The organism is uncultured Shewanella sp. (genome assembly GCF_947501225.1).
In the GTDB taxonomy this organism is placed as follows: Bacteria; Pseudomonadota; Gammaproteobacteria; order Enterobacterales; family Shewanellaceae; genus Shewanella.
Genome location: NZ_CANMUW010000007.1, coordinates 179,861 through 205,720, shown reverse-complemented (window position 1 = coordinate 205,720; position 25,860 = coordinate 179,861). Strand labels below are relative to the sequence as shown.

The window sequence follows — 25,860 nt, the reverse complement described above, 5'->3', positions numbered from 1 at the left end:
TGCAGCTAAAGCCTGGGTCTCACATTACCCGAAACTGGAAACTATTTGTAAATCAGGTGAGTTTATTATCCATACAAGCTGCTAAATCCAGATTCACTAAGGCTGTCATGCCATTTGCTGAGCAAATCGCCCGCCAGCACTCGGTTCACTTATTAGCAGGGCGTTATACGTACATCAGTCTAAAGAGTAGTATTTATGGATAAATTAAAATTAAAAGAACAATATAATAGTTCTTATAGCTCTTTTCTTCGATTGAAGGATAATTTAGAGGATGCAATAAAGGTATATTTAGATGATTTAAATGTACCTTACTTAGCCGTTTATGGTCGAGTAAAAAGTTTTGAATCCTTTTATGAAAAAATATCAACAAAAAATTACACTGACCCTTTCGCACAAACAGAAGATTTTGTAGGTCTTCGTGTTGTATTGTACTTTCCTAATGATACACATGAGGTGGAAAAGTTACTTAAAGCTAACTTTTTAGTTGAGCAATCTGAAAATAAATCAGAAAACTTAGAAATAAATGAGTTTGGCTATAGATCTCACCATTGCATAATTAAAGTCGCTAAAAATTGGTGTGAAACGCCAAACTATAGAGGCCTTGAAGATATTAAAAGTGAAGTTCAAATTAGAACGGTTTTGATGCATGCATGGGCTGAAATCGAACATAAACTTCAATATAAAAGTAAAGAACAGGTTCCTCTGGAATTACAAAGAAAGCTGTTTTTATTAAGTGCTAAGCTAGAGGAAGCTGATGAGCAGTTTGAAGATATAAAGAATAAATCATTGGAATATCAGAATAATATTTCTGAAAAAGTTCGAGCAGAGGGAGTGTTTGATACAAGTATTGAACTCAATCTAGATACTTTTAGACAATTTCTAATATTTTATTACCCTAAGTGCTCGCCTCATGAAGTTATGGAAAAAGACCTATTTGATGTCATTCAATCTAAAAAATTAGACTATTCAATTTTGATAGATATAGCTGGAAAATTTAAACCTTTCGAAAATGATTTATTAGAAGAATTAAACGGTAGTACTAGAGTAAATATTTTTAGCTATGCAATATCAGCTGTAAGAACAGGGGTTATACCTGATAGTCGTGCGGATCATTCACGAAAAATCAAGATTTTAAAGTATAGAAAATTGGTTAAAGGTAACGTATAACAAGCCACTTCAAAGGACAAATAACAGTTGGTTTTGCTCCTTCGTCGCATATTATAACCAACTATTATTTGCCCCTGAGTGGGGCGTTACCGCACATCCCATTGCCATACTTTTCTTAAATAAAGCCTCACGAGTTAGATTCTTGGCTCTAACTCATTTGTGTCCAAAAACATTATAACAAATAAAGTTAAATCGAAGAGAGAGATAACTCAGGTGCAAGTGAGCTCGAGGGCTTCGGTTTCATGGATGAAACCGCAGAGCGTATAGGGATATATTCACAGCGTACCGAGAGATTACTTGCACTAAAGCCTGCTGCAAGCAATTGGTACAAGTAGGGCTATGGTTTCCCACAAGTTAACCCAATAGGCATTCAGCCCAATGAAACCACTAAAAAGATATTTGAAACTTGTTATCCGACAAGTAATTAGGCAGCGTTATAGCCAAGACCCTATAACACTGCCTATTATCAGACTTAGGCTGGCTTATAGTCGTGCTGCGACCAAAGCAGCATCTGGCATATTGGCCGCACCCTCCCGCTCGACGGCCAACGAGGCGTAGGCGTTAGCATATCTTGCCGCACCGAGCAGCGATTCCCCTTCGACGAGACGGGCAACCAGTGCGCCGTTGAACGCATCACCTGCACCTGTGGTATCGGTGACGGCGCATTTTATGGCACCTACCTCCATGAAGCGCTCATCTTCATACAGGAGTACACCCTGGGAGCCGCGTGTGATGACCACGGTTTTAACCCCCATCTGATTGATCTTCTTCGCGGCCAGCTTAGCACTGCTCAGGTCCGTGACTTCGATTCCTGTCATCAATGAGGCTTCGGTTTCGTTGGGGGTGATAACATCCACATAGCGTAACAGCTCGGGGGTCTGTTCATGATAGGGGGCGGGGTTGAGGACCACCTTCACTCCGTGTTCTGCGGCTATCATCATGGATTGCCTGATGGCGTCGATATTGTTCTCCAGCTGTGTCAGAAACAGCTTGGCGCCCACAATATGTTGCTCGGCCTGTGATACCTCCGACTGTGTAATTTCGGTATTGGCACCCGAGTGAACGGCTATCATATTTTCGCCCGTCGGTTCACAGACATAGATGAGTGCATTGCCGGTAGGAGAGGTTTCTGACTCGATGATAATCGTGTTATCTATGCCAGTGCCGGCAAGGTGCTCCTTGGCAAAGTGACTGAACTGATCTTTGCCTATCTTGGTCATGAAGGTGACATTGGCTCCGCTCTTAGCCGCCGCGAAGGCCTGATTTGCCCCTTTGCCGCCGGCGCCTATGCTATTTGTCAGTGAGTGCAGCGTTTCGCCCGGTTGAGGGAAACGCTCCAGTTTGGAGACTATGTCTACGTTGAAGGAACCGAGTATAAAAATCTTGTTATTCATCTTGCTGACCCCATCGTCTGAGAGGCTCTGTGTCATAAGAGCCGATAAGGGTCTGCTGGCTGTTAACTGAGACAGTAAACTATCGAGACTATATTTATCGGCATCGAACTCTGCAGAGCGTTGTACACCGCCGTGACGCCTTATCACCTGCTTTTCCCGTTCCAGATGCACCAGATCACAACGAATTGTTTTGGGTGTCACCTGAAGCAGCCTGGCTAATTGTGCATTTGATAAGGTGTTATGTTCGCTGAGCAGTTTTAAGATGACTGTCAGTCTTTCATTTCGGCTGAGTTTGTTCATAGGATCGAATATACGTGTAGCGTGTTATTGAAGCTGTGATTGAGATGAAAGCTTAGCATGTAAAACGCACCTGTTGGTTCGTTTTTTTGATTTGCGCTGGAGTTATCTACTCGTCTGATGGTTTTGACTGAGCGGCATCTTGTTGACTTATTTACGGATAAAAAAAAGCGCATCGGTCGATGCGCTAAAATCACAAGCAAAAGGGTTGGTTGGGTTGAGCTTCTGAACTAGTCTTCGAAATAGTTGAGTATGCCAAGTGCGGCATCTCGACCTTCGGCGATGGCGGTGACGACAAGATCTGAACCTCTCACCATGTCGCCGCCGGCGAAGATCTTCGGGTTGCTGGTTTGAAATGGGTTATCGGCAACTTTAGGGGCGATGACCCGTCCCCATTCATCCAGGTCGACATTATGGTTTTTAAGCCAGTTAGCCGGACTGGGCTGGAAGCCGAAGGCGATGATGATGGCATCGGCATCGAGCTGGGCTTCACTGCCCTCGATAACCTCGGGGCGGCGGCGTCCGCTATCGTCAGCAGCGCCCATTCGGGTCTCTACGCACTCGATGCCTGTAACCTGACCGTCTTGAGTTTTAATCGCGACAGGCTGCCGGTTAAAGAGAAACTGAACCCCCTCCTCTTTAGCATTTTGTACTTCACGACGCGAACCCGGCATATTCTCTTCGTCGCGGCGGTAGGCACAGGTGACCTCTTTAGCGCCTTGACGTATGGCGGTGCGGACACAATCCATAGCGGTATCTCCGCCACCGAGTACCACGACCTTCTGATCTTTCAGGTTGAGGTAGGGAGACTCCTCATCTGATGTTCCCATGAGCTGGTGGGTGTTACCGATAAGATAGGGAAGGGCCTGATAGACACCCTGGGCATCTTCACCGGGTAACCTGGCCTTCATTGCGGTATAGGTTCCCATGCCGAGAAAGACGGCATCGTAGTCGTTAACAAGCTCATCGAACGCGATATCATCACCGATATTGATGCCCAGCCGGAATTCGATTCCCATCCCTTCGAGCACTGAGCGGCGGGTCGCCATCACAGACTTATCAAGCTTAAAAGAGGGGATGCCATAGGTAAGCAGGCCGCCTATCTGAGGGTTTTTATCAAACACGACCGCACTGACACCGTTGCGCGCCAGTATGTCGGCACAGCCTAGCCCAGCCGGGCCTGCACCTACTATGGCTACGCGCTCTTTTCTTGGAGTGACCTTGCTCAGATCGGGTTTCCAGCCCTGAGCGATGGCGGTATCTGTGATATATTTCTCCACATTGCCTATGGTGACGGCACCAAACTCCTCATTTAGGGTACAGGCACCTTCACACAGACGGTCCTGGGGGCAAACCCGGCCACAGATCTCCGGCAAAGTGTTGGTTTCATGTACCAGATCGGCAGCCTCGAGGATGCGACCCTGCTGGGCGAGTTTTAACCAGTTAGGTATGTAATTATGTAGCGGGCATTTCCACTCGCAGTAGGGGTTGCCGCAGTCTAAACAACGGTCCGCCTGCTCATTGACCTGAGATTGTGCGAAGGGTTGATATATCTCTATAAACTCAGTGGCACGTTTCTTAACCGGGTGTTTGACAGGATCTTTGCGATCGACTTCGATAAACTGAAAATTATTACTCATCTGTTCTTACCCCGCTATCACTTTGAGTTCGGGCTGTGATTGCTCGAGCCTTAGAATATCTGAGACCGGAACACTCTTAGGTTTGACTATCAGGAAGCAGTCGAGCCAGTTTTCAAAGTCGGTTAACAGCATCTTCGCGTGTTCACTCCCGGTTTCGGCAACATGCTCCTCGATCAACTCTTTCAGGTGTTGCTGATGGATAGGAGATTCCAGCTTCTGGGTATCGACCAGCTCAGTGTTGACCCTACGGTTAAATCGTCCGAAGCGATCGAATACGTAGGCAAAGCCACCTGTCATACCCGCACCGAAGTTAACCCCGGTTTTACCCAGAACGACAACGATGCCGCCGGTCATATATTCACACCCGTTATCACCCAGACCTTCCACGACTGCGGTCGCTCCGGAGTTTCTTACCGCAAAACGTTCTCCGGCGATGCCGGCGGCGAATAGCTTTCCGCCCGATGCACCATAGAGGCAGGTGTTGCCTATGATGGCCGAGCGTTCACTCTGGAACGTGCTGCCAAGCGGTGGATGTATGGTGATCTTGCCGCCGGACATCCCTTTGCCGACGTAGTCGTTGCCATCGCCACAGAGGGTCAGGTCGAGTCCGGGGCTGTTCCACACCCCGAAGCTTTGACCGGCGCTGCCATTAAACTTGAGCTTTATCTGGGCCTTCGCGCCCTCTTTTCCCTGAGTCGTTGCGATAAAGCCTGAAAGTGAGGCACCAACGGATCGATCTGTGTTGTTGATATTGAACCTGGCTTCCAGAGGAGAGCCCTGTTCAACAGCCTCCCTGGCTTTTTCAAGCAGCTTAATGTTAAGCTCGCCAAGATCCGATGGCGGATTGATCTCCTGACAGGTGCGCGCCGAGCCCTTGGGGATCTCAGGGGTATATAGAATCGGGCTGAGCTCCAGCCCCTGCTGTTTGAGAGTGTCGCCATCGAGTGCGGTTAACCACTCACTTCTGCCGACAAGATCTTCGAACTGTGTGACGCCAAGTGCAGCCATCCATTCTCTTATCTCCTGCGCAACAAACTCGAAGTAGGTCATAACGCGCTCGGGCAGGCCATGATAGTGCTCATTTCTGAGCTGCTCGTTTTGGGTCGCGACACCGGTTGCGCAGTTGTTCAGGTGGCAGATACGCAAGTATTTACACCCCAGCGCAATCATGGGAACCGTACCGAAACCAAAGCTTTCGGCACCCAATAGCGCCGCCTTGATGACGTCCCGTCCCGTCTTTAATCCGCCGTCGACCTGAAGTCGAATCTTATGACGCAGACCATTTTGCAGGAGCGACTGATGAACTTCGGCAAGGCCCAGTTCCCAAGGGCTACCGGCATATTTCACCGAGGTAATGGGACTTGCGCCGGTACCACCGTCATAACCTGAGATGGTTATCATATCGGCGTAAGCCTTAGCGACACCTGTTGCAATGGTACCAACACCGGGTTCAGAAACCAGCTTGACCGAGATGAGTGCTCTGGGGTTTATCTGCTTGAGGTCAAAGATAAGCTGCGCCAGATCTTCAATCGAATAGATATCATGATGTGGTGGCGGTGATATCAATGTGACTCCGGGGCGTGCATTACGAAGTGCAGCAATCTCAACGCTCACCTTATGACCGGGGAGTTGTCCCCCTTCACCGGGTTTTGCTCCCTGAGCCACCTTGATCTGCAGAACCTCAGCATTGACCAGGTAGTGAGCCGTGACACCGAACCTTCCCGATGCTATCTGTTTAATCGCCGAGTTACGCTCGGAATTGAAGCGAGCCGGATCTTCTCCGCCTTCACCTGAGTTGGAGCGGCCACCGAGACGGTTCATCGCCACTGCCAGCGCTTCATGGGCCTCAGGGCTCAGTGCGCCGATACTCATGGCGGCACTGTCGAATCGCGGATATAGGCTGTCAGCGGACTCGACCCTGTCGATCTCTATAGGTTCCAGTTCACCCTTCACATCGATAAGATCGCGCAGGGTCGCGATAGGCCGCTTATCAACCAATTCGGTGAATTTTTTATAGGCTGGATAATCTCTGTCTTTCAGACAGGCTTGCAGTGTGTTGACGACGTCCGGGTTAAAGCAGTGGTATTCGCCTCCCTCAACGTATTTTAGCAGTCCGCCCTGATTCAATGGCTGATGGGCCCTGAATGCGTGTTTATGCAGTAAAATTTGATCTTGTTCGATCAGCTCGAAACCGGCGCCCTCTATACGGCTGACAACACCGTTGAAACAGAGATCCACGACATCACTTGCCAGGCCGACAGCCTCAAACTGTTGACTGCAACGATAGGAGGCAACGGTGCTGATCCCCATCTTCGACATGATCTTTCTCAGCCCCTTGTCGATACCGTGACGGAAGTTAAGCAATAGCTGACTGGTGTCAGAGGTATTGTGCTGCTTTGCCAGTGCAGATATGGACTCGTAGGCCAGATAGGGATAGATAGCCGTAGCGCCAAAGCCCAGTAACACGGCGAAATGATGCGGGTCACGGGCCGATGCCGTTTCAACTATGATGTTGGTATCACAGCGAAGGCTCTTATTGACCAGTACATGCTGCACGGCGCCAACCGCCATCGCCGCAGGCACAACCTGCTTGGAGTCCGCAGTGGCTCTGTCGGAGAGTATGAGTAGGGTTGTTCCTGTGCGGGCCAGTCTTTCGGCTTCATCACAGATCCGTTTTACAGCACTCTCGAGGCCTTCGCTCAAGTCATAATTAAGATCTACCGTATTGGCTCGATAATAGGTCGAGTCCAGTGCCAATAGCTGGTTGAAGTCACTAAAGAGCAAAACTGGCGAGTTGAACATCACCCGGTAAGCGTGGCCTGTAGTCTCATTGAAGAGGTTTTGTTCGCGTCCGACACAGGTAGAGAGAGACATCACATGTTTCTCTCTGAGTGGATCGATAGGCGGATTAGTGACCTGGGCAAATTTTTGCCTGAAGTAGTCGTAGATGGTACGGGATTTTTTGGACAGTACTGCCATAGGGGTGTCATCCCCCATTGAGCCTGTTGCCTCTTCACCTTTTTGTGCCAGTACCCAGATAACCTGCTCCAGCTCCTCACGTGAATAGCCAAAGTGTTTCTGATATTGAAGTAGCTGAGCCTGGGTGAATTCACATACTCCTTGCTCCTCTTTTGGTATCTGTTCGGCAGGAGTCAGTGTCTGGCTGTTTCTTGCCATCCACTCCTTGTATGGGTGGCGGCGTTTCAGATCGTTATCGATCTCAAACGATGAGTAGAGCTGTCCGTTCAGGGTATCGAGTACCAGCAGCTCACCCGGACCAACTCGTCCCTTCTCGACCACCTCATCCGGGGCATAATCCCAGATCCCCACTTCAGAGGCGAGGGTGAGTACCCTATCTTTCGTGATCACATAGCGGGAGGGGCGTAATCCATTTCTGTCGACGGCGCAGGCCGCATGCCTGCCGTTTGTCATGACGATGCCTGCCGGTCCGTCCCAGGGCTCCATATGCATGGAGTTGAAGTCGTAGAAGGCCTTGAGCTCCTCGTCCATCTCCGGGTTACTCTGCCATGCCGGTGGTATCAACAAACGCATGGCACGGTAGAGATCCATTCCCCCTGCGAGCAACATCTCTAGCATATTATCCAGGGATGAAGAGTCAGAGCCGCTTTCATTGACGAAGGGGGCGGCTTGCTGGAGATCGGGCAGGAGAGGGGCGTTAAACTTATATGCGCGGGCACGAGCCCACTGCCGGTTACCTGTGATCGTGTTTATCTCACCATTGTGTGCCAGATATCTGAAGGGTTGTGCCAGTGGCCACTTAGGTGATGTGTTTGTAGAAAACCTCTGATGGAACAGACAGATAGAGCTTTGCAGCCTGATGTCGGCGAGATCCTGATAAAACTCAGGCAGATCGACAGGCATCATCAGCCCCTTGTAGACGATAACCTGCCCCGATAGGCTGGCTACGTAGAAATCTTTGTCGTGGGGGAGTTGCTGCTCTAAGCGACGTCTTGCCATATAGAGACGACGTTCAAGGTCTTTCTCTCGCCACCCTATGGGAGAATTAATGAGTACCTGGTATATCTGCGGCAGACTCTTCTTTCCTATAGAGCCCAGTACGTCCGGGTTTACCGGAACCTCTCTCCAGCCCGCTACGCTGAGGGTCTCTTTTTCCAGCTCTCTTTCCAATAGGAGTTTGGCCTCATCGGCAAGCTTCTTATCCTGGCTGAGAAAAAACATCCCTACGGCAAACTTTCGGCTCAAGTGCCAACCGTTTTCTGCGGCTACCGCCTCAAAGAATTTTATCGGAAGTTGCATGAGCAGGCCGCAACCGTCACCGGTACGTCCATCGGCAGCGATACCTCCCCGATGCTTCATGCGATCAAGACCATGTATGGCTGTCCTTACTATTCTATGGCTAGGCTCACCGTCCATTTGGGCTATCAGGCCAAAACCACAATTCTCACGTTCAAAACTGGGGTGATATAAGCTCATACAAAGACTCCCTCAAACTTTAACTAAATACTACTCGGGGTTAACTAGTATATATATGCACCCGAACGATCCAAATTACCGCCAGAATGGTTAAAGGTCAAACCAAAATATTGCATAAAATGTGACTGATAACGGACGTTTAATACAGTCAACTTCTTAATTTACGTTAACGTTAACTGCTGATTGTGGTGTATAACATTATGAATAAAAAGAATTTTAGAAATACTAGTTTCAATTGTTCACAATGGTGTAACAAAAAAAGTTTTGAGTTAATTTTCAGGAAAGTGATTTTTTTTGCATGTACAGTGAATGATTTCATATTTTAGCGTTTGATTAATTATGCAGCCTTGGTGATTTTAGTTTTATTTGTTTTCTAAGTTTGCGTCGGATCACATTATTTTGCACTCTCCGGGTATAGGGGAGTTAATCGACAATATTTTGATATGGCGCGATGTTTCTGCCCGCTGAATAGATTAAAATACCGCAATTATGTGGTGTGGGTGAGTGTTTAGTGGGTCTGGATCAGTACGTTTATACTTTTGGTGTTTTTTGTAAGAATCAATTTGGTGAAAGGCTTAAGAAGTTAACCATAGACGCAAAGTTTACCTGTCCGAATCGAGATGGCACCCTGGGCAAGGGAGGGTGTACCTACTGTAATGTGGCCTCCTTTAATCATGAGCACGGCAGCGAGCTATCAATTCAGGAGCAGTTAGCTCAGGGGCGTGAAAGGGTTGCTGGGCGCTCCTCAAAATATATTGCCTACTTTCAAGCGTATACCAGTACCTATGATGAATATCAGGTGCTGAAAAGCAAATACGATGAAGCGATCGAAGATCCAGACATCGTTGGCCTTTGTGTCGGTACAAGACCGGACTGTGTCTCTGATGATGTGATTGAGTTACTGGCATCGTATCAGAGCAGGGGCATAGAGGTATGGTTAGAGCTTGGCTTGCAATCTGCGAATGATAAAACCCTCAAACGTATCAACCGGGGCCACCTTATGGCCGATTATGTCGATACGGTTACCCGTGCGCGTGCAAAGGGGATCAAGGTCTGTACTCATCTTATTTTAGGGTTACCGGGTGAGGAGCATCAAGACTACCTCAACAGTTTAAGAGCCGTTTTAGCTGCAGGTGTAGACGGTTTAAAATTACATCCTTTACATATCGTCGAAGGCAGTACCATGGCTAAGGCATGGCGTAACGACAGGATGAAGCTGCTCACCGTGCAAGAATACGCCTACAGTGTTGGTGAACTGATCCGCAACACACCTAAAGATATAATTTTTCATAGAGTTACGGCCTATGCAAAAAAACCTATGTTACTTGCTCCCGATTGGTGTGCATTTCGCTGGGATGGTCTCGTTGCCATCGTCAACGATCTAAAAGCCAAGGGGGAGCAGGGAAGCTATTTGATTTCTAAGGCATAAGTTGAATAAATGCTTTATTTAAATAGCAAATTTGATTACACATTAGTTAAAAGATGGTTAAAAAATGATAGTTTTCACCGACATATTACTCAATTAGTTGCGCCAGCAATTATAGCGGGTATTATGTGGTAAATTAGTCTTTAAACAGTCAGAATTTTTGAGAGGTGCCTTAATATGGCCACAGCTGAGATTGAATCAATATTGGATCTTAATACACTTGAGCAGTACTGCAGCGCTATCGGTGCGGGAACTTTGCTGAAAAGTGTCGTCTTATTTGAGCAGCTAATGCCAGAATATGTAGGAAACTTAGTTAATGCTAAGGAAGCTCAAGACAAAGATACTTTATGCTCCGAAGCTCATAAGTTTAAAGGTGCCGCAGGTTCTGTAGGTCTGAAGAGAATTCAACAATTTGCTCAACTGCTTCAGCATGGTGAAGATGCGGCATGGGCGAATGAGCATGAGACTTGGTTACAAGCGATTGTTGATAATGCCAACCAAGACCTGGCAGAGCTTAAGCAATATCTCGAATCTAAAGTTTAACGCCTGCTCCCATATTCTTTCTATAGAGTCAGAGATAGTAAAGCGCTAATGAAACAGAGTTTCATTAGCGCTTTTTTCTTGCCTGTCTGTCTGTCTGTACCTGTGTGTGCTCCCTTCAGCTTTGAAACACCACTGCCGTTTTTATACCTACTAGCCTTTGGTTGTTTTATTTAGGCGGGCATCACATTATCAAATCATAATCGAATCCTTTCCTTATGCTTTTATGGTAAAGTTGAATAGGATATTTTGATAACGATCATAGTTGGTAATCGATTTTATGAAACATTTACCTAGCTTAAAAAACCTCTTTTATTTGGTTAACTTACATCATGAGCAGAACTTTAATCGGGCTGCAAAGATGTGCCATGTGAGCCAGTCGACACTCTCTAGTGGTATTCAAAACCTGGAAGAGCAGTTAGGTCACCAGCTGATTGAGCGAGACCACAAGTCTTTTATATTCACCGCGATCGGTGAAGAGGTTGTTCAACGGGCAAGAAAACTACTCACCGACGTCGATGATCTTGTCGAGTTGGTTAAACATCAGGGAGAGCCGATGACTGGGGATATTCGCCTGGGCTGCATCCCAACTATCGCTCCATTTCTATTGAGCCGGGTCGTTAAACACTGTCAAAAGAGTTACCCGGATCTGACCCTGTTCTTGAAAGAGGATACCACTGACCGCCTGCTCGACGCTCTGGGTAAGGGGGAGCTTGACCTTCTGCTGTTGGCTCTGCCGGTCGATACCAGTGGTTATCACAGCATGAAGGTAGGTATCGATCCCTTCAAAATGGTAGTGCATGAAGAGTTAGTGGATGAGATCCATGAGCCACTGGATTTCAAACTGTTCCCCGATGAGAGCATATTCCTTCTTCAGGCCGAACACTGCATAACCGGACACGCTATTACTGCCTGCCAGTTAGGAGACAGTGCTAAAGTCAATCCTTTCGCCGCGACGAGTCTGCATACTTTAGTGCAGATGGTTAACAGTAAATTAGGAACAACCTTCCTGCCTCAGATGGCGATCGATGCCGGCATCTTGAATGAGACCGATCTCAGTGTCATGCAGCCTCCGGGCGATGCTCCTTATCGTGATATTGGTCTGGTATGGCGACAGACCTCCAGCCGGATCCTTACCTTCAGAACCTTAGGCTTGGCTATTCAAAATCTGCTGGAGGGAAGGGAGGAGTAGCTTAGTAAGCCAGCTAAGATGGGCGCTGTCAGTCAAGTCATAGTACTAAGTCATAGTACTGACAGCGTTCTTATATTGTCCGGCTTCAGCCTGAAACGCTAAAACCAGAGCTTAACTCGCAGTTGCAGCACACTAGCCGCGTCTGGGGGATACACCGAAGACATCGGTAGAGTGTTGCTTTCCTTTCAACTTGATCGGCCCTAAATTATTCAGATCATATTGGCTGTTATCTTTATCGATTCTGGATTCCAGCGCGCCGGAGATAAGCATACGTTGTCCCAGCGGATTACATTGATCTTGCAGCCTCGCCAGAGTGTTGAGTACGTCACTGAAGAAGCTGATCTCCTGTTTTTGTACTCCGACTACGGCAGCGACAACCTGACCACAATGAGCCGCAGCCTTGAATTTAGGAACGAAGCCATACTGCTCTTCGAAGTATTGACGTTGCCAATTGAGTTGCTGACTAAATTCAAAGTAGATATTAAAACTTCTGTCTTTAAGAATTCCGTCTTCCAGCGGCCAATGTATCAAGACGGCATCACCCATATAGCGATATATCTCGGCTTCATTATTGGTTACTGTGTCAGAGAGCAGGCTGAAGCTATCCTGAATCAAGCGACTGAAACGATAGTCGCCAAGAGATTCGGCGTGAGTGGTCGAGGCTACCATATCGAGATAGAGAAACAGTCTCTGTTCATACCTTGGCTTGTGATATTTTCCCAGACCTATGTTGAGCAACACTCTGGGCCCAACCAGCAGGGCCATCTGCTCGATAAATGCCAGACCGACTCTGACTACAACTAAATAGATGATCAAAGCCTGAAAGGATGGGCTATAGAGTATGTGAGCGGTCAACATCTGCCTCAATGTCGCCATGTGGTTTTCGATAGCCCACATATTTAAAAACTGAGTTATATAGGCGAGCGTCGTCGCTCCGAGCAGCAGAAACAGGCCCTTGAAGATAACCGAGAATAGGTAGGGGAGCCTGTTGATGGCGCTGAAGTCGGCGATCAGGTTAGACATCCAATGTAAGCTACCGAAGATGATTCCCATATAGATCGCCAACGTAGCCAGATCTACACTACCGGTCGCCCATTGAGGAAGCTCGGGAGCCTGTGCATATCGGAAAAACACAAACGCCGCCATGGCAATTCCCCAAGCGAAAATCGCAAAAATTAGTTTTTTTGCTTGTATACGTGCTTTCACTTTATCAGGGGATCCTAATGCTGCATTCTTTATTCAGGATGCGGTAGTTTATAGAAAATACCCCTATGATTTCCACTAGTATTTGTGATCTTTGTCAAATGAGGGCGAGTTATGTACGTAAACATGCTTAAATTCCAAAATGTGAGCCATGTAGATGGCCATACTCACAGGTGAGGCACCTGCTACGGATAAGATGTTAATGTCATAAACTGAACAATTTGCCTTTCGACGGTTATAGAGGTGGGGCTCACTCGAATAGGGAACCCAAACAGGTTAACTAAAAAAGCGTGATAGGATCGCCTGGGTAAACTGGGTCTTCAGATAGAACCCCCTTGGGTTAGTCATCACTGTGGAGCCATCTTCGGCAATGCTCTGAGTCACTGAACGGCTGTTTGCGCCTTTGGGCCTGAGCTGAAGGACTTCACCATGCCTTGCGGTAAGCTGTTGTACCTGCCCGAGTGAGATAAACTCCATTATCTCCTCCCAATCCTGCTTCAATAGTGCGAGCTCTTCTGCATTGGGTGTCCAGAGAATAGGTGTGCCGATCTGCCTGTCGGCAACGGCTATCTGCCTGTCTCCCTGTACCGGCACCCAAAGTACGGTCTGGAGTTTATGGCACACCAGGCTGCTGTCCCAGGTCAACCCCTGAATATCCACAAGTGGAGCGACAGTGACATAGGTGGTTTCCATTGGCCTGCCATGACTATCTACAGGGATAGTTTTAAGCTCGACGCCTAAGTGCAGAAAATCCTGTTCGGGTTTTGAACCCGCTACGGCACCGAGTTCGTGTTCGATTAGCTGGCCAACCCAACCTTTATCTCTTTTTAAGTTGGGAGGGGTCGGAATACCATGGGAATCGGCAAGTTGTCCTAATGTCAGACCAGCCATGTCGTTGGCTCGCTGCATTAACTCTTCGATATCATGAGGCGGTTTTGGCGTTGTTTTCATCGAATCGATTTTACCTGAGATTTTATAGATATCAATGAGCGGTTAAAAAGTGAACGCACCCATGCCGGTGTATAAACATAGCGGCGGGATTTCACTTAAGTAGTTGAAAAATCAGATTAACAATATTCTGATTTTTGTTATCCATTCTCTTTTTAACACTAAGAATATTTTACCCCCTGCTTTTACCACATAGTTATCCACAGATTCGTTGGATAACTTACAATATTTAATTAGCTAACTCGAATTTTTTGAGATGTCAAACAGAATATTGAGTAATTTATTTCTTGATTTATTGAATTTCAGACTTTGCCTGTGAATAACCTGCTGAAAATATTTTTCCAGTTATTCAAATTTTACTGAGCGGTTAAAAAGTGTGCTGCCAGCAAGGGTAACTTACCATATTAGAAATGATTTCTTTGTAAGTGGCTGTTTGTTATCGGGTAAACTAAGTTTGGTCAGAAAATCTTACATTGTGAAAACTGTTCGTAAAATCTAATATTAACCGCTATAAATAAGTTTCGAACAGAGATATCCACAGATTTTGTGGATATTATCTGGGCTTAACTTTTGCTCCTGTTGATAAATGGGTGTTTTTTTGTTTTTTATCCAGAGTTGATCTGTTATACGGCATTTGCCGCCAGCCCTGCTTTGTGAAACAATCGATGGATTAAAATTGTTAATTGACGGAGTCCATGTGATTGATAGTGACGGCTTTCGCGCAAATGTGGGCATCATTATCTGTAATCGCTTTGGGCAGGTTATGTGGGCCAGAAGGTTTGGTCAGCATTCCTGGCAATTTCCTCAGGGTGGGGTCGATGAAGGCGAAACACCTGAAGAGGCGATGTTTAGAGAGCTGTACGAAGAGGTTGGGTTAAGGCCTGAACATGTTCAGATATTAACTTCGACTCGCTCTTGGTTACGTTACAGATTACCCAAACGTTTAATAAGGCAAGATAGTAAGCCTGTGTGTATTGGGCAGAAGCAGAAGTGGTTTTTGTTACAGCTCAAGAGTAATGAGAGTGCGATAGACCTGAATGCTTGTGGCCATCCGGAATTCGATGATTGGCGCTGGGTGAGTTACTGGTACCCGGTAAGGCAAGTCGTTTCATTTAAGAGAGATGTTTATAGGAAGGTAATGAAGGAGTTCGCTCCAACTGCACTCCCGTTTCAAACCAGAGAGCAGCATCACAGCAGGAGAGGAAGGCGGCGATAACTGCCCAAACATGAGGTGATAGGTTCGGGAAGTCTATAATGGATATATATTTGAGCTCAGCCAAATCAAACGGAGGTTTTACTAAGTGCTAAAAAACCTAAGAGATATCACTCAAGCCGTTGCGGCGGCTCATGATCTTCATTCTGCGCTCGAACTACTCGTTTCACAAACTAAATCTGCTATGGCAACTGAGTGTTGCTCTATCTATCTGTTAGAGGAGCAGCAACTGGTACTATCGGCAACCGATGGCCTGGAGCCAGACGCCGTAGGCCAGGTCAAAATGCCACTGTCTGAAGGCTTGGTCGGCTTAGTCGCTGAGCGTGAAGAGCCTATCAATTTAGCCGACGCTAACCAGCACCCGAGATTTAAGAAATTTGTTGAAGCCGAAGAGGAGAGCTTCAGGGCTTTTCTCGCCGTTCCAATCATATATCAAAAGAATATTTTAGGGGTTTTAGTCGTACAGCAAGCCGATGCTCGCCAATTTGATGAGGGCGAGGAGGCTTTTCTTATGACATTAGCCGCGCAGTTGGCGATGGCGATAAGAAATCTCAGAATAAAAGCCGAAGTAGAGTGTTCCCCCGATCAGCTTCATTTTACAGGTACATCCGCCGCTAACGGCGTCGCGATTGCCCACGCCTTAGTTCTCGGTGGGCAGATAGCACTCGAGCAACCGCAGCAACGCACGTCAGATGTCAGTTATGAAGAGCAGAGATTAAATTCGGCTATCGAGGCCTGTAAAGATATGCTCACCTCATTGTCTCAACGTTTCGATCAGGAGCAGGATAATGAAGTTGTTTCGATATTTTCTGCACTACTGCTGTTACTGGACAAGGCCAGCCTGGGTGGTGAGTACGTAAAAGAGGTACGTGAGGGCTGGTGTGCGGTATCTGCGGTGAGCCGTGTCTCATTGCGCTATATCGAGCAGTTTACTCAGATGCAGGATCTTTACCTCAAGGAGCGCGCCGGCGATATTCGTGATCTTGGGTTACGGGTCTTGAGATTACTGATTGAGCCTCAGAGAATGGAGCTGGAGCCGGATCTGCCGGTTATACTTGTCACCAAAGAGGCCGATGCAACTATGCTTGCCGAGTTTCCCCGGCATAAGTTAGTCGGCATCGTCACCGAGCTTGGTGGTGTTAACTCCCATGCCGCTATTCTGGCCAGAGCATTGGGGGTTCCGGCAATCATAGGGGTAGAAGGTGTTCTGTCGGCTGCAATAGATAAAAAGTTACTTATTATTAATGCTAATCGTGGCCAGTTACATGTTTCACCGGCTCCGGCCCTGATTGCTGAGTACCGTAATCTGATCTCGGCAGAGAAGGCTCTGCAAAATAAATACGCTCAAGAGCTGGATCTTCCTGCTCAGACGCTCGATGGCAAGAGGATTCATCTCTATCTCAACGCCGGTTTATTGAGTAGCCTGGCATCGGAGATCGCCAATGGCGCCGATGGAGTAGGACTCTACCGTACTGAAATTCCTTTCATGTTGCACCAGAGGTTTCCCAGCGAGTCTGAGCAGGTAAAAGTTTATAGCCAGGTACTGGAAGCGGCGAATGACAGGCCTGTTGTCATGAGGACACTGGACGTTGGGGGCGATAAGCCCTTGTCATATTTTCCTATCAATGAGGAAAACCCTTTTCTCGGCTGGCGCGGGATAAGGCTGTCACTGGACCACCCGGAGCTGTTTCTGGTACAGCTCAGGGCGATGATCCAGGCCGGTGGGGAGAAGGGGCAGCTACATATTCTGCTCCCTATGGTGAGTAGCCTGGAGGAGATAGATCAGGCCATCGCCTACCTTGAACAGGCCTATAGTGAGCTTAAGAGTGACGTCAACAAAAATATCGTAAAGCCAAAGCTGGGTATTATGCTTGAGGTGCCGGCCCTGCTCTACCAAATTTCTGAGGTAGCCAAGAGGGTTGATTTTGTCTCAGTAGGTTCCAATGACCTGACTCAATACCTGCTTGCGGTCGATAGGAATAACCCGCGGGTAAGTACCCTATATGATTGTTATCACCCGGGGATCTTAAGGGCATTGAAACGCGCCAGATTTGATTGCTGGCAATATCACCTGCCTGTAAGCGTGTGTGGTGAGTTAGCAGGTGAACCGATAGGAGTGCTCTTACTCGTCGCCATGGGATATGATCAGCTGAGTATGAATCAGGGAAGCTTAGCCAGAGTTAATTACCTGCTCAGAAGGGTATCTCATCACGATCTCAGTGAGCTGCTTCAGATGGCGTTAACCCTTTCCACCGGACAAGAGGTGAGAGAGTTGGTAAGGGAGTACTTTGAATCCAGGGAGTTAGGGGCAATTCTTAACTAACTTCCTCAGTCGATATCGTAAACGTATCCGTTCGACTTTAGAGCATCTATTCGGGCTCAGGAGTTGCCCGTCCTTGTGTGTATATATTTAGATGGAAAGGTCAAGTTGTGGATAATTTAATCTGGTTTTTTATCAGTTGTCTGGGGTTAGGCGCATTTATTGGTTTTATGGCTGGCTTGCTGGGTATAGGCGGGGGCATCATCGCCGTGCCGGTTCTGCTGTATCTGTTACCATCGGCCGGTTTTGAGCTTGGAGTATTGCCCCATGTGGCAATTGCGACCTCTCTCAGCGCGATCATTCTAACCTCCTGCTCCTCGGCCTTAGCCCACCATAGGCGCGGAAATATCCCCTGGTCTCTGTTTAAACCTATGCTACCGGGCTTGATCATAGGGGCGTCCTGCTCCGGGTTTATCTCCCATGCGATCAGTGCCGACACTCTGCAGCAGGCCTTTGCTATATTCGTAATTTTAATGGCGCTTCATATGGTATTTCCTCTGCGCCTCGCCAATGTTGATAAGCCCTTGCCAGCCGCTCCGGTTCTGTTTTTTGCTTCTGTCGCTATCGCGGCTTTCGCTGCCCTGATGGGAATTGGTGGTGGCATCTTGCTGGTTCCGTTTTTAAGTTGGTGTGGTCTGCAGATGCGTAATGCTATTGGCTTTTCTGCCACATCGGGCGTATTTATCGCCTTATTCGGCAGTGCGGGCTATGTGATGGCCGGATGGGGAGTGACCGGCTTGCCTCAATTGACATTAGGTTATGTTTACCTTCCGGCCCTGATTGGCATCGTACTGACTTCGGTCGCCACGGCACCTGTTGGTGTCAGGGCTGCAACCCATTGGCCGACGCCGATTTTGAAAAAGATTTTCGCCGTTTTATTGATTTTTACCGGTCTGAAATTAGCTTTGGGTTGAACCTGTTCAGCCGTTGCTATTTTGTTCGAGGGCATTTAACTGGCGACCTTCCTTACGCTTGAAAGAGGATTTGCTCTTAGAAACTGGCCGAGATTGAGTTAGAATCATCCGCTGCTTCTATTTTTACTCCTGCGTCTCAATTGGAATTGGCAGGAGTTATAGCAGATATCGTTCGTCAGCCTGAGCTGTAGGGAGCGGGGGAGCTTGTGGCCATGGAGCCGCTTAACTCCACTCCCTTGGCGATATCAGGCTTGTCTCTTATTTTAAAATCCGTGCCGCCAGAGGGTAAGTTGTAATGAAACAGTATTTAGAGCTATGTAACAGAATTATCGACGAAGGTACCTGGGTTGAAAATGAGCGAACGGGTAAACGCTGTCTGACTGTTATCAACGCTGACCTGACCTACAATGTAGGCAATAATGAGTTTCCTCTTATCACAACCCGAAAAAGCTACTGGAAGAGCGCGATTGCCGAGATGCTTGGCTATATACGCGGCTATGATAATGCGGCCGATTTTCGGGCATTGGGTGCAAAAACCTGGGATGCAAATGCTAACGAAAATCAGGCATGGCTTAACAATTCGCACCGTAAAGGTACCGATGATATGGGCCGGGTCTATGGGGTGCAGGGAAGGGCGTGGAGTAAGCCCGATGGTGGCACGGTCGATCAGCTGAAGAAGATTGTAGACAACCTTAAAGCGGGTATCGATGATCGCGGTGAGATCCTTAGCTTCTATAACCCGGGTGAGTTCCATATGGGCTGTCTGCGTCCATGTATGCATACCCATAATTTCTCTCTGCTGGGTGACACGCTTTATCTTAATAGTTTTCAACGTTCCTGTGATGTCCCCCTGGGGTTAAACTTCAATCAGGTTCAGGTCTTTACCCTGCTCGCCTTGATGGCGCAGATCACCGGCAAAAAGCCGGGTATGGCGTATCATAAAATTGTTAACGCGCACATCTACGAAGATCAACTAGCCTTGATGCGTGACGTTCAACTGAAAAGAGAGCCATTTGCGCCTGCGTCTCTGTCGATCAATCCGGATATCAGATCTCTGGAAGATCTGGAGACCTGGGTGACGATGGATGACTTCGAAGTGTCCGGTTACCAGCACCATGAAGCGATCAAGTATCCATTTTCAGTTTAAATCTGATTCGCCGCTATTGTTGAGGCTAATCAATTGAAAAATCAGAGATAACGATTTTGGTTTGTAATATTCAGCCTTGGTCGTTATCTGTTTTTAATGAATAAACAACTTTAGTCATCTCTTAACCATTTCTACATCTTCCTGTTTCTTAGATATATTCAAATCTGTTTATAAAATAATCATTTGATATCTATTCACTCCTTAGCTAAACTTAATACCTCGGAAATACCGATGTTTATGGCTGTTGCAATCGAATATTCACGTTTGTTGTATTCCGTTACACTCGGAACATTAAGATATATTGGAGCAAGTTATGGAAAGGGCTATTAAGAATTTTTTAAGCCAGGAGTCGGCGGGTGGCATTCTGCTTATGGTTGCAGTCGCACTCGCTATGATAATGGCGAACTCACCTCTGTCAGGTATGTATCAAGGCTTTCTTGCTACCGAGATGCAGATACGAGTAGGTAGCTTAGATATTGATAAGACACTGATACATTGGATCAATGATGGTCTGATGGCGCTGTTTTTTATGTTGATCGGTTTGGAAGTTAAGCGTGAACTGCTGGAAGGAGCGCTGTCGAGCCCGGCTCAAGCCTCGTTACCTACGTTTGCGGCGATTGGTGGTATGGTTTTCCCTGCTGCTGTCTACCTGTTATTCAACAATAGTGATGCTATAACCCAGGCGGGCTGGGCAATACCGGCGGCGACTGATATTGCATTTGCATTGGGAATAATGGCGCTGCTGGGGAGCCGGGTGCCAGTAGCACTTAAGGTATTCCTGTTGGCCTTGGCTATTATCGATGACCTGGGTGTGGTTGTTATTATTGCACTTTTCTATAGTACAGATCTCTCTATGTTGAGTCTGACTGTGGCCGCCATTGCCATTGTGGGTCTTATCGCTCTTAATCGTAAAGGGGTAACCGAATTAGCGCCTTATGGTGTCGTAGGCCTTATTCTGTGGATTGCCGTGTTGAAGTCGGGTGTTCACGCTACCTTAGCGGGTGTCATTATCGCCTTCTGTATTCCACTCAGAGCAAAAGATGGCAGTTCGCCCTCGGAGAGTCTGGAGCATAGCCTTCATCCGTGGAGCACCTTCATCATCTTACCGATATTTGCGTTTGCTAATGCCGGTGTCGATCTCAGCCCCATGAGTTTCGGTGACCTCTTGTCTCCGGTACCGGTTGGTATCGCTCTTGGTCTGTTAATCGGTAAGCCTTTGGGGGTACTTCTGCTCAGCTACATCGCCGTGAAGCTTAAGTTAGCCCAGTTGCCTGAAGGTATGGGATGGAAGCACATCGCCCCTGTCGCCCTGATGTGTGGTATCGGTTTCACCATGTCGATGTTTATCTCATCGCTGGCATTTGTTGGTGATGCTGAAGCTTACGGTAATTTGGCAAGGCTGGGAATTTTAGTGGGTTCATTTGCATCGGCTGTCATTGGTTACTTCTGGTTGTCTAAGGTGCTGCCCGAAGCCGATGCGGCAGATGAAAGCAAGAAAGGAGAGGTAACATGAGATTAATATTACTGATACTCACCCTATGCCTGGGGCTGACTACATCGGCTCAGGCTGAGCAACTGAATGCTTGTAACACAGATGTCAAAAGCGATACCTGTCAGCACTATCTCGAAGGCGTGGTCGATGGCGCATTGATGTATAAGCCAAACGCTACCGGCGCGCGCCTGGAGAGCGACAGCTATGAGTCCAGAGCCCTGAAATATCGCAGCGGTAAACGATTTCAGGAAGCTAACCGTACCTATTGTGAGGGGCGGATCCCGGATAGGGAGCTATTGGTCACCGGGCTTGCCGAAGCGTTTACCGCCGGTAGTGTGAAGAATATTGAGATGCTTAATAACGTAATGTACAGCCTGATGGACTGTCAGCGACTTAAATAATCTAACCGCACAGCAGAGTATTGTATGTCCCATCTGAACTATAACCATCTTTACTATTTTTGGATGGTTCATAAAAAGGGCTCGGTGGCGAAAGCCGCCGAAGCCCTGTGTTTGGCGCCGCAAACGGTTACCGGACAGATAAGGGTGCTTGAAACCCGTCTGAAGGGGAGTTTGTTTAAGCGTGCGGGTCGCTCGCTGGAGCCGACCGAGCTTGGCGAGTTGGTATTTCGTTATGCCGATAAGATGTTCAGCCTAAGTTATGAGATGCTGGATATTCTCAACTATCAAAAAGATGAGAATATCCTGTTCGAAGTCGGTATCGCCGACGCCTTGTCGAAAGCGTTGGCGAGCAGGGTGCTGCTCTCAGTGGTACCCAGTGACGGCTCTATGCATCTGGCTTGTTTCGAGGCAACTCACGAAAGTCTGATGGAGAGACTCAGGGAGCATAAGCTGGATATGATCTTATCCGACTGTGCCGGGGAGTCACTGAAGTACCCTGAGATACTATCTAAAAAGCTGGGAGAGTGTGGTATCGCTTTCTTCTCTGCCGATCAATACAGTAAGCCCTTTCCCGAATGTCTGGAGGAGGGAAAACTGCTTATTCCGGGTAAACGTACCTCGCTTGGACAGCAGTTGCATCACTGGTTCGATGAAAACGGACTCAATATCACTATACTGGGTGAGTTCGATGACGCCGCAATGATGAAGGCCTTCGGCTATTTTAAGCAGGGCATTTTTGTTGCTCCATCAATCTACAAACAAGATATTCTTTCTCATGGCATGAACCTGCTGGGCGAAACCAGCGATGTTAAAGAGGTATATCATGTGATGTTTGCCGAGAGGATGATTCAGCACCCCGCCGTTAAACGTCTGCTCGAAACTGATTTTACCGATCTTTTCGAGGGCAGAGACCCGAAAGTAAAGTTACTCTGACCTGGCTGTTGATGAGTAACCCTGTGGGGATAGCATCGACTCCGGGTGTAACACGAGGTACACTAGGCAAAAAAATAAGGGAGCATTTGCGTGTCTGAACCGATGAATATTGCCAGAGTAAGGTGGGCATGCCGAAGAGGTATGCTTGAACTTGATGTCCTGTTTCAGCCTTTCGTTGAAAATCAATATGAGCAGCTGTCGACTAAGGATAAAAATACTTTCGTTCGGCTGTTAAAAGGCGAAGATCCTGAGTTATTCGCTTGGTTTATGGGACACCAAGAGTGCCCGGATCCTGAGCTTGCCGATATGGTCATTCGTGTCCGTGGCAGAGCAACCCCATAGTTTCAGTTTAACAGCCTCATTCGACCAGCGATTATCGTTGGTCGTTTTCGGTGCGGTCTCTCTTACCTCATTTCTCGCCTGGCCCGATATCGATAACCTTTACTATCTTCTGATTAAAGGGCTCTGTCTTAGCCTGTTATTTCTGTTTCTCTCTTACCAGCTCTGGTCGCTGAACCATTGGCGCTGCAAGTTTTCACTCGATGTTCGTGGCGAAGGAAGGCTCGATAACAGGAGAGGTGATGAGAGCGTAAAGTTTAAGCTTGCCGGAAGAAGAGTTGTCACGCCATTTGCGTCACTGTTTTATCTTCAAACCGACAGGGATAAACGCTTACTCATTGTCTGGGCCGATATGCTTGACGACACAAGTTACCGCCACCTGTGTCGTCTGCTACTGGCTCAGAAGCGCTGAGTGGGTAGAGTTAATCAGGAAGGAGAATTGTCGGCGTCGGATTTTCCAGCTGCTGTGGATGGTCTATGTTGTAATGTAGGCCGCGGCTCTCTTTTCGCTCCATTGCGCAGCGAATAATCAGTTCGGCCACCTGAACTAAGTTTCTTAACTCCAGAAGATTGTTGCTCACCCGGAAGTTACTGTAGTACTCCTGTATCTCTTGTTGCAGCATGATACAGCGACGCAGCGCGCGCTCTAAACGTTTATCTGAACGCACGATCCCCACGTAATCCCACATAAACAGGCGTAATTCGTGCCAGTTATGGGCAATGACGACCTCTTCATCTGAGTTAGATACCTGGCTTTCATCCCAGGCCGGTAACTCGCCGGGCATCGGGATCTTATTGAGCTGGCTTTCGATATCTTCTGCCGCGGCTCTTGCAAATACCAAGCACTCAAGGAGAGAGTTACTCGCCAGACGGTTGGCGCCATGAAGACCGGTATAAGCGACCTCACCTATGGCATAGAGTCCATTGAGATCGGTTTGGCCATGTAGGTCGGTCATTATCCCGCCACAGGTATAGTGAGCGGCCGGCACGACTGGAATTGGGTCTGTCGTAATATCTATGCCAAACTCGAGGCAACGTTTGTGAATTGTGGGGAAGTGTTTAATCACAAATTCCGCGGGCTTATGGCTGATGTCCAGGTAGACACAATCAGAGCCCAGGCGCTTCATCTCATAATCTATCGCACGAGCGACGATATCTCTTGGTGCCAACTCAGCCCGTTTATCGAAGTCAGGCATAAAACGGCTGCCGTCGGGACGGCGCAGATAGGCCCCTTCGCCCCGAAGTGCTTCGGTCAGCAGAAAGTTTCTGGCATCGGCGTGGTATAGGCAGGTTGGATGGAACTGATTAAATTCCATGTTCGCGACACGGCAACCCGAGCGCCAGGCCATGGCTATGCCGTCACCCGATGCTATATCCGGATTGGAAGTATATTGATAGACCTTGGAGCTGCCTCCGGTGGCGAGTGCGACGAAACGCGCCTTCACGGTTTCCACCTGCTCCGCGTCCCGGTTCCAGATATAGGCTCCGAGAACGCGGTTTCCCGGCCTGTTCAGCTTGCGGGAGGTAATAAGGTCAATGGCGTTATAGCGCTCAAGAACCTGAATATTCGGGTGTGCTCTGGCTCTGTCCTGCAGTGTTACCTGAACCTCTTTACCCGTGGCGTCGGCGGCATGAAGAATACGTCTGTGGCTGTGACCACCCTCGCGGGTAAGGTGGTACGGGGCTTTACTGGAGTCACCATCGACGGTCTCCTCCTTATCGAAAGCCACGCCACACTGTATGAGCCACTCCATTGAGCGTTTGGCATTTTCGGCCGTGAAGGTCACCACTGATTCATCACAAAGGCCTGCCCCGGCAACCAGAGTATCGGTCACATGGGACTCCACAGTATCCTCTTCATCGAATACTGAAGCTATGCCACCCTGTGCGTAATAAGTTGAACCTTCACTTAGGGGCCCTTTGGAAAGTAAGGTAACTTGTGATTTTTCAGCAAGATGCAAGGCTAAAGTGAGACCAGCGGCACCGCTTCCGATAACCAATACGTCAGATTGGTGTTCAACTACTTGTTTCATCAGGTATCATAGTAAGTTCAGTGAGTGTTAACTATGGTAAACCAAGAGAGGAATTTTGGGTAGATTACCGGTTAACAGAAATTAAATTCATCTCTATGCAATTTTTTTAGAACTTTTCGCGAGTAAGCTAGTCTACATATGTGAATATGATTCGAGCGACTGAGAAATCAGCATTTTAGATTTAGGAGTAGTCGGCTCGGATGAGTGGACAAATAAGTGATCAACAATTAGTTGAACGTGTACAGCAGGGAGATAAAAACGCTTTTAACCTTTTGGTGCAGAAGTATCAAAACAAGGTCATGAGTCTGATTTCACGCTATGTTCGTAATCAGGCAGACGTTGCTGATGTTGCTCAGGAAGCCTTCATTAAAGCTTACCGGGCACTGCCTAATTTTCGTGGTGAAAGTGCGTTTTATACCTGGCTATACCGAATTGCGGTAAATACGGCTAAGAATCATCTGGTAGCACAGGGGCGTCGAGCACCTGCAAACGATATCGATGCAGAGGAAGCTGAATTTTACGATGGCAGCGATGCGTTGAAGGAGGTTGCATCTCCCGAGCGCTTGATGATGTCGGATGAGATCCAGAAGGTGGTTTTTGACACCCTGGATACATTACCGGAAGAGTTAAAGATGGCTATTTCGTTGCGAGAGCTCGATGGTATGAGTTACGAAGAGATAGCGAATGTCATGGATTGTCCCGTTGGCACTGTAAGATCCCGTATCTTCAGGGCGCGAGAGGCGATTGATAGAAAGCTTCAGCCTTTGCTGGAGAAGTAGCATCCTTTTAATGAATACAGGTGAACA

Annotated in this window: 21 protein-coding genes; 15 read left to right on the top strand and 6 right to left on the bottom strand. The window is 47.7% G+C overall.

The genetic code is table 11. The features are described 5' to 3' along the window. Positions 1–203 (top strand): hypothetical protein (locus Q1B47_RS12705; RefSeq protein WP_299794153.1); only part of this gene is annotated, 203 nt, incomplete at its 5' end. Then, positions 196–1,167: a hypothetical protein gene (locus tag Q1B47_RS12700; protein ID WP_299794150.1), complete on the top strand. Its 972-nt coding sequence runs from the start codon at positions 196–198 to the stop codon at positions 1,165–1,167. The genes Q1B47_RS12705 and Q1B47_RS12700, both read left to right, overlap by 8 nt. Before the next feature lie 482 nt (positions 1,168–1,649). Here Q1B47_RS12700 and rbsK read toward each other — a convergent pair whose 3' ends face one another. The 3 genes from rbsK to gltB all read right to left on the bottom strand — a co-directional run bounded on the left by rbsK (position 1,650) and on the right by gltB (position 8,953). Then, on the bottom strand, positions 1,650–2,861 hold the full coding sequence (rbsK, locus tag Q1B47_RS12695) for a ribokinase (protein WP_299794147.1): 1,212 nt from the start codon (positions 2,859–2,861) through the stop codon (positions 1,650–1,652). A 227-nt stretch (positions 2,862–3,088) separates the two neighbouring features. Beyond that, positions 3,089–4,498: an FAD-dependent oxidoreductase gene (locus Q1B47_RS12690; RefSeq protein WP_299794144.1), complete on the bottom strand. Its 1,410-nt coding sequence runs from the start codon at positions 4,496–4,498 to the stop codon at positions 3,089–3,091. A 6-nt stretch (positions 4,499–4,504) separates the two neighbouring features. Further along, positions 4,505–8,953 (bottom strand): glutamate synthase large subunit, encoded by a 4,449-nt coding sequence (gene gltB, locus Q1B47_RS12685; protein ID WP_299794141.1) that lies wholly within the window; start codon positions 8,951–8,953, stop codon positions 4,505–4,507. A 511-nt stretch (positions 8,954–9,464) separates the two neighbouring features. Here gltB and Q1B47_RS12680 point away from each other — a divergent pair. From Q1B47_RS12680 to oxyR, 3 genes are all read left to right on the top strand, one after another. Beyond that, positions 9,465–10,382: a TIGR01212 family radical SAM protein gene (locus Q1B47_RS12680; protein ID WP_299794138.1), complete on the top strand. Its 918-nt coding sequence runs from the start codon at positions 9,465–9,467 to the stop codon at positions 10,380–10,382. A 174-nt stretch (positions 10,383–10,556) separates the two neighbouring features. Further along, positions 10,557–10,922, top strand: a complete 366-nt coding sequence (locus Q1B47_RS12675) for an Hpt domain-containing protein (RefSeq protein WP_299794135.1) — start codon at positions 10,557–10,559, stop codon at positions 10,920–10,922. Positions 10,923–11,199: 277 nt separating this feature from the next. Continuing rightward, a complete protein-coding gene (gene oxyR / locus Q1B47_RS12670; protein WP_299794132.1) occupies positions 11,200–12,111 on the top strand; it encodes a hydrogen peroxide-inducible genes transcriptional activator OxyR in 912 nt (303 codons plus the stop codon). A 132-nt stretch (positions 12,112–12,243) separates the two neighbouring features. On the opposite strand, the gene Q1B47_RS12665 is transcribed toward oxyR, so the two are convergent. Continuing rightward, the gene (locus tag Q1B47_RS12665) at positions 12,244–13,317 is read right to left on the bottom strand and encodes an adenylate/guanylate cyclase domain-containing protein (protein WP_299794129.1); all 1,074 of its coding nucleotides are present in this window, start codon (positions 13,315–13,317) and stop codon (positions 12,244–12,246) included. Between the two features lie 273 nt (positions 13,318–13,590). After that, the gene (gene mutH / locus Q1B47_RS12660) at positions 13,591–14,265 is read right to left on the bottom strand and encodes a DNA mismatch repair endonuclease MutH (protein WP_299794126.1); all 675 of its coding nucleotides are present in this window, start codon (positions 14,263–14,265) and stop codon (positions 13,591–13,593) included. 694 nt (positions 14,266–14,959) lie between these two features. Between mutH and rppH the strand changes: the two genes are divergently transcribed. The 9 genes from rppH (at position 14,960) to Q1B47_RS12615 (ending at position 23,433) form a co-directional block, all read left to right on the top strand. After that, positions 14,960–15,478: an RNA pyrophosphohydrolase gene (gene rppH / locus Q1B47_RS12655; RefSeq protein WP_299794123.1), complete on the top strand. Its 519-nt coding sequence runs from the start codon at positions 14,960–14,962 to the stop codon at positions 15,476–15,478. 85 nt (positions 15,479–15,563) lie between these two features. Beyond that, a complete protein-coding gene (gene ptsP / locus Q1B47_RS12650; RefSeq protein ID WP_299794121.1) occupies positions 15,564–17,798 on the top strand; it encodes a phosphoenolpyruvate--protein phosphotransferase in 2,235 nt (744 codons plus the stop codon). Between the two features lie 107 nt (positions 17,799–17,905). Further along, the gene (locus tag Q1B47_RS12645; RefSeq protein ID WP_299794118.1) at positions 17,906–18,709 is read left to right on the top strand and encodes a sulfite exporter TauE/SafE family protein; all 804 of its coding nucleotides are present in this window, start codon (positions 17,906–17,908) and stop codon (positions 18,707–18,709) included. 295 nt (positions 18,710–19,004) lie between these two features. Continuing rightward, positions 19,005–19,856: a thymidylate synthase gene (locus Q1B47_RS12640; RefSeq protein ID WP_299794115.1), complete on the top strand. Its 852-nt coding sequence runs from the start codon at positions 19,005–19,007 to the stop codon at positions 19,854–19,856. Positions 19,857–20,169: 313 nt separating this feature from the next. Next, positions 20,170–21,369 (top strand): Na+/H+ antiporter NhaA, encoded by a 1,200-nt coding sequence (gene nhaA / locus Q1B47_RS12635; protein WP_299794112.1) that lies wholly within the window; start codon positions 20,170–20,172, stop codon positions 21,367–21,369. Beyond that, positions 21,366–21,749: a hypothetical protein gene (locus tag Q1B47_RS12630; protein WP_299794109.1), complete on the top strand. Its 384-nt coding sequence runs from the start codon at positions 21,366–21,368 to the stop codon at positions 21,747–21,749. Before nhaA ends, Q1B47_RS12630 begins: the two co-directional genes overlap by 4 nt. A gap of 24 nt (positions 21,750–21,773) precedes the next feature. Next, a complete protein-coding gene (nhaR, locus tag Q1B47_RS12625) occupies positions 21,774–22,682 on the top strand; it encodes a transcriptional activator NhaR (RefSeq protein ID WP_299794106.1) in 909 nt (302 codons plus the stop codon). A 102-nt stretch (positions 22,683–22,784) separates the two neighbouring features. After that, positions 22,785–23,024 carry a succinate dehydrogenase assembly factor 2 gene (locus tag Q1B47_RS12620; protein ID WP_299794168.1) on the top strand — a complete coding sequence of 80 codons (240 nt, stop codon included), beginning with the start codon at positions 22,785–22,787 and terminating at the stop codon, positions 23,022–23,024. Next, the gene (locus Q1B47_RS12615; RefSeq protein ID WP_299794103.1) at positions 23,005–23,433 is read left to right on the top strand and encodes a protein YgfX; all 429 of its coding nucleotides are present in this window, start codon (positions 23,005–23,007) and stop codon (positions 23,431–23,433) included. Before Q1B47_RS12620 ends, Q1B47_RS12615 begins: the two co-directional genes overlap by 20 nt. A 10-nt stretch (positions 23,434–23,443) precedes the next feature. Here Q1B47_RS12615 and nadB read toward each other — a convergent pair whose 3' ends face one another. Continuing rightward, positions 23,444–25,054 carry an L-aspartate oxidase gene (nadB, locus tag Q1B47_RS12610; protein WP_299794100.1) on the bottom strand — a complete coding sequence of 537 codons (1,611 nt, stop codon included), beginning with the start codon at positions 25,052–25,054 and terminating at the stop codon, positions 23,444–23,446. 200 nt (positions 25,055–25,254) lie between these two features. On the opposite strand from nadB, the gene rpoE reads away from it, so the two are divergent. After that, complete coding sequence (gene rpoE, locus Q1B47_RS12605) at positions 25,255–25,833, top strand: RNA polymerase sigma factor RpoE (protein WP_299794097.1); 579 nt, start codon at positions 25,255–25,257, stop codon at positions 25,831–25,833. The last annotated feature ends 27 nt before the right edge of the window (positions 25,834–25,860 follow it).

Bases quoted from the DNA above. Each gene is read 5' to 3' on its own strand.
- nadB (WP_299794100.1), bottom strand. From the start codon at position 25,054: ATGAAACAAGTAGTTGAACACCAATCTGACGTATTGGTTATCGGAAGC.
- mutH (WP_299794126.1), bottom strand. From the start codon at position 14,265: ATGAAAACAACGCCAAAACCGCCTCATGATATCGAAGAGTTAATGCAG.
- Q1B47_RS12630 (WP_299794109.1), top strand. From the start codon at position 21,366: ATGAGATTAATATTACTGATACTCACCCTATGCCTGGGGCTGACTACA.
- Q1B47_RS12700 (WP_299794150.1), top strand. From the start codon at position 196: ATGGATAAATTAAAATTAAAAGAACAATATAATAGTTCTTATAGCTCT.
- Q1B47_RS12675 (WP_299794135.1), top strand. From the start codon at position 10,557: ATGGCCACAGCTGAGATTGAATCAATATTGGATCTTAATACACTTGAG.
- Q1B47_RS12640 (WP_299794115.1), top strand. From the start codon at position 19,005: ATGAAACAGTATTTAGAGCTATGTAACAGAATTATCGACGAAGGTACC.
- Q1B47_RS12620 (WP_299794168.1), top strand. From the start codon at position 22,785: ATGAATATTGCCAGAGTAAGGTGGGCATGCCGAAGAGGTATGCTTGAA.
- nhaR (WP_299794106.1), top strand. From the start codon at position 21,774: ATGTCCCATCTGAACTATAACCATCTTTACTATTTTTGGATGGTTCAT.
- oxyR (WP_299794132.1), top strand. From the start codon at position 11,200: ATGAAACATTTACCTAGCTTAAAAAACCTCTTTTATTTGGTTAACTTA.
- Q1B47_RS12690 (WP_299794144.1), bottom strand. From the start codon at position 4,498: ATGAGTAATAATTTTCAGTTTATCGAAGTCGATCGCAAAGATCCTGTC.
- gltB (WP_299794141.1), bottom strand. From the start codon at position 8,953: ATGAGCTTATATCACCCCAGTTTTGAACGTGAGAATTGTGGTTTTGGC.
- nhaA (WP_299794112.1), top strand. From the start codon at position 20,170: ATGGAAAGGGCTATTAAGAATTTTTTAAGCCAGGAGTCGGCGGGTGGC.
- rpoE (WP_299794097.1), top strand. From the start codon at position 25,255: ATGAGTGGACAAATAAGTGATCAACAATTAGTTGAACGTGTACAGCAG.
- rbsK (WP_299794147.1), bottom strand. From the start codon at position 2,861: ATGAACAAACTCAGCCGAAATGAAAGACTGACAGTCATCTTAAAACTG.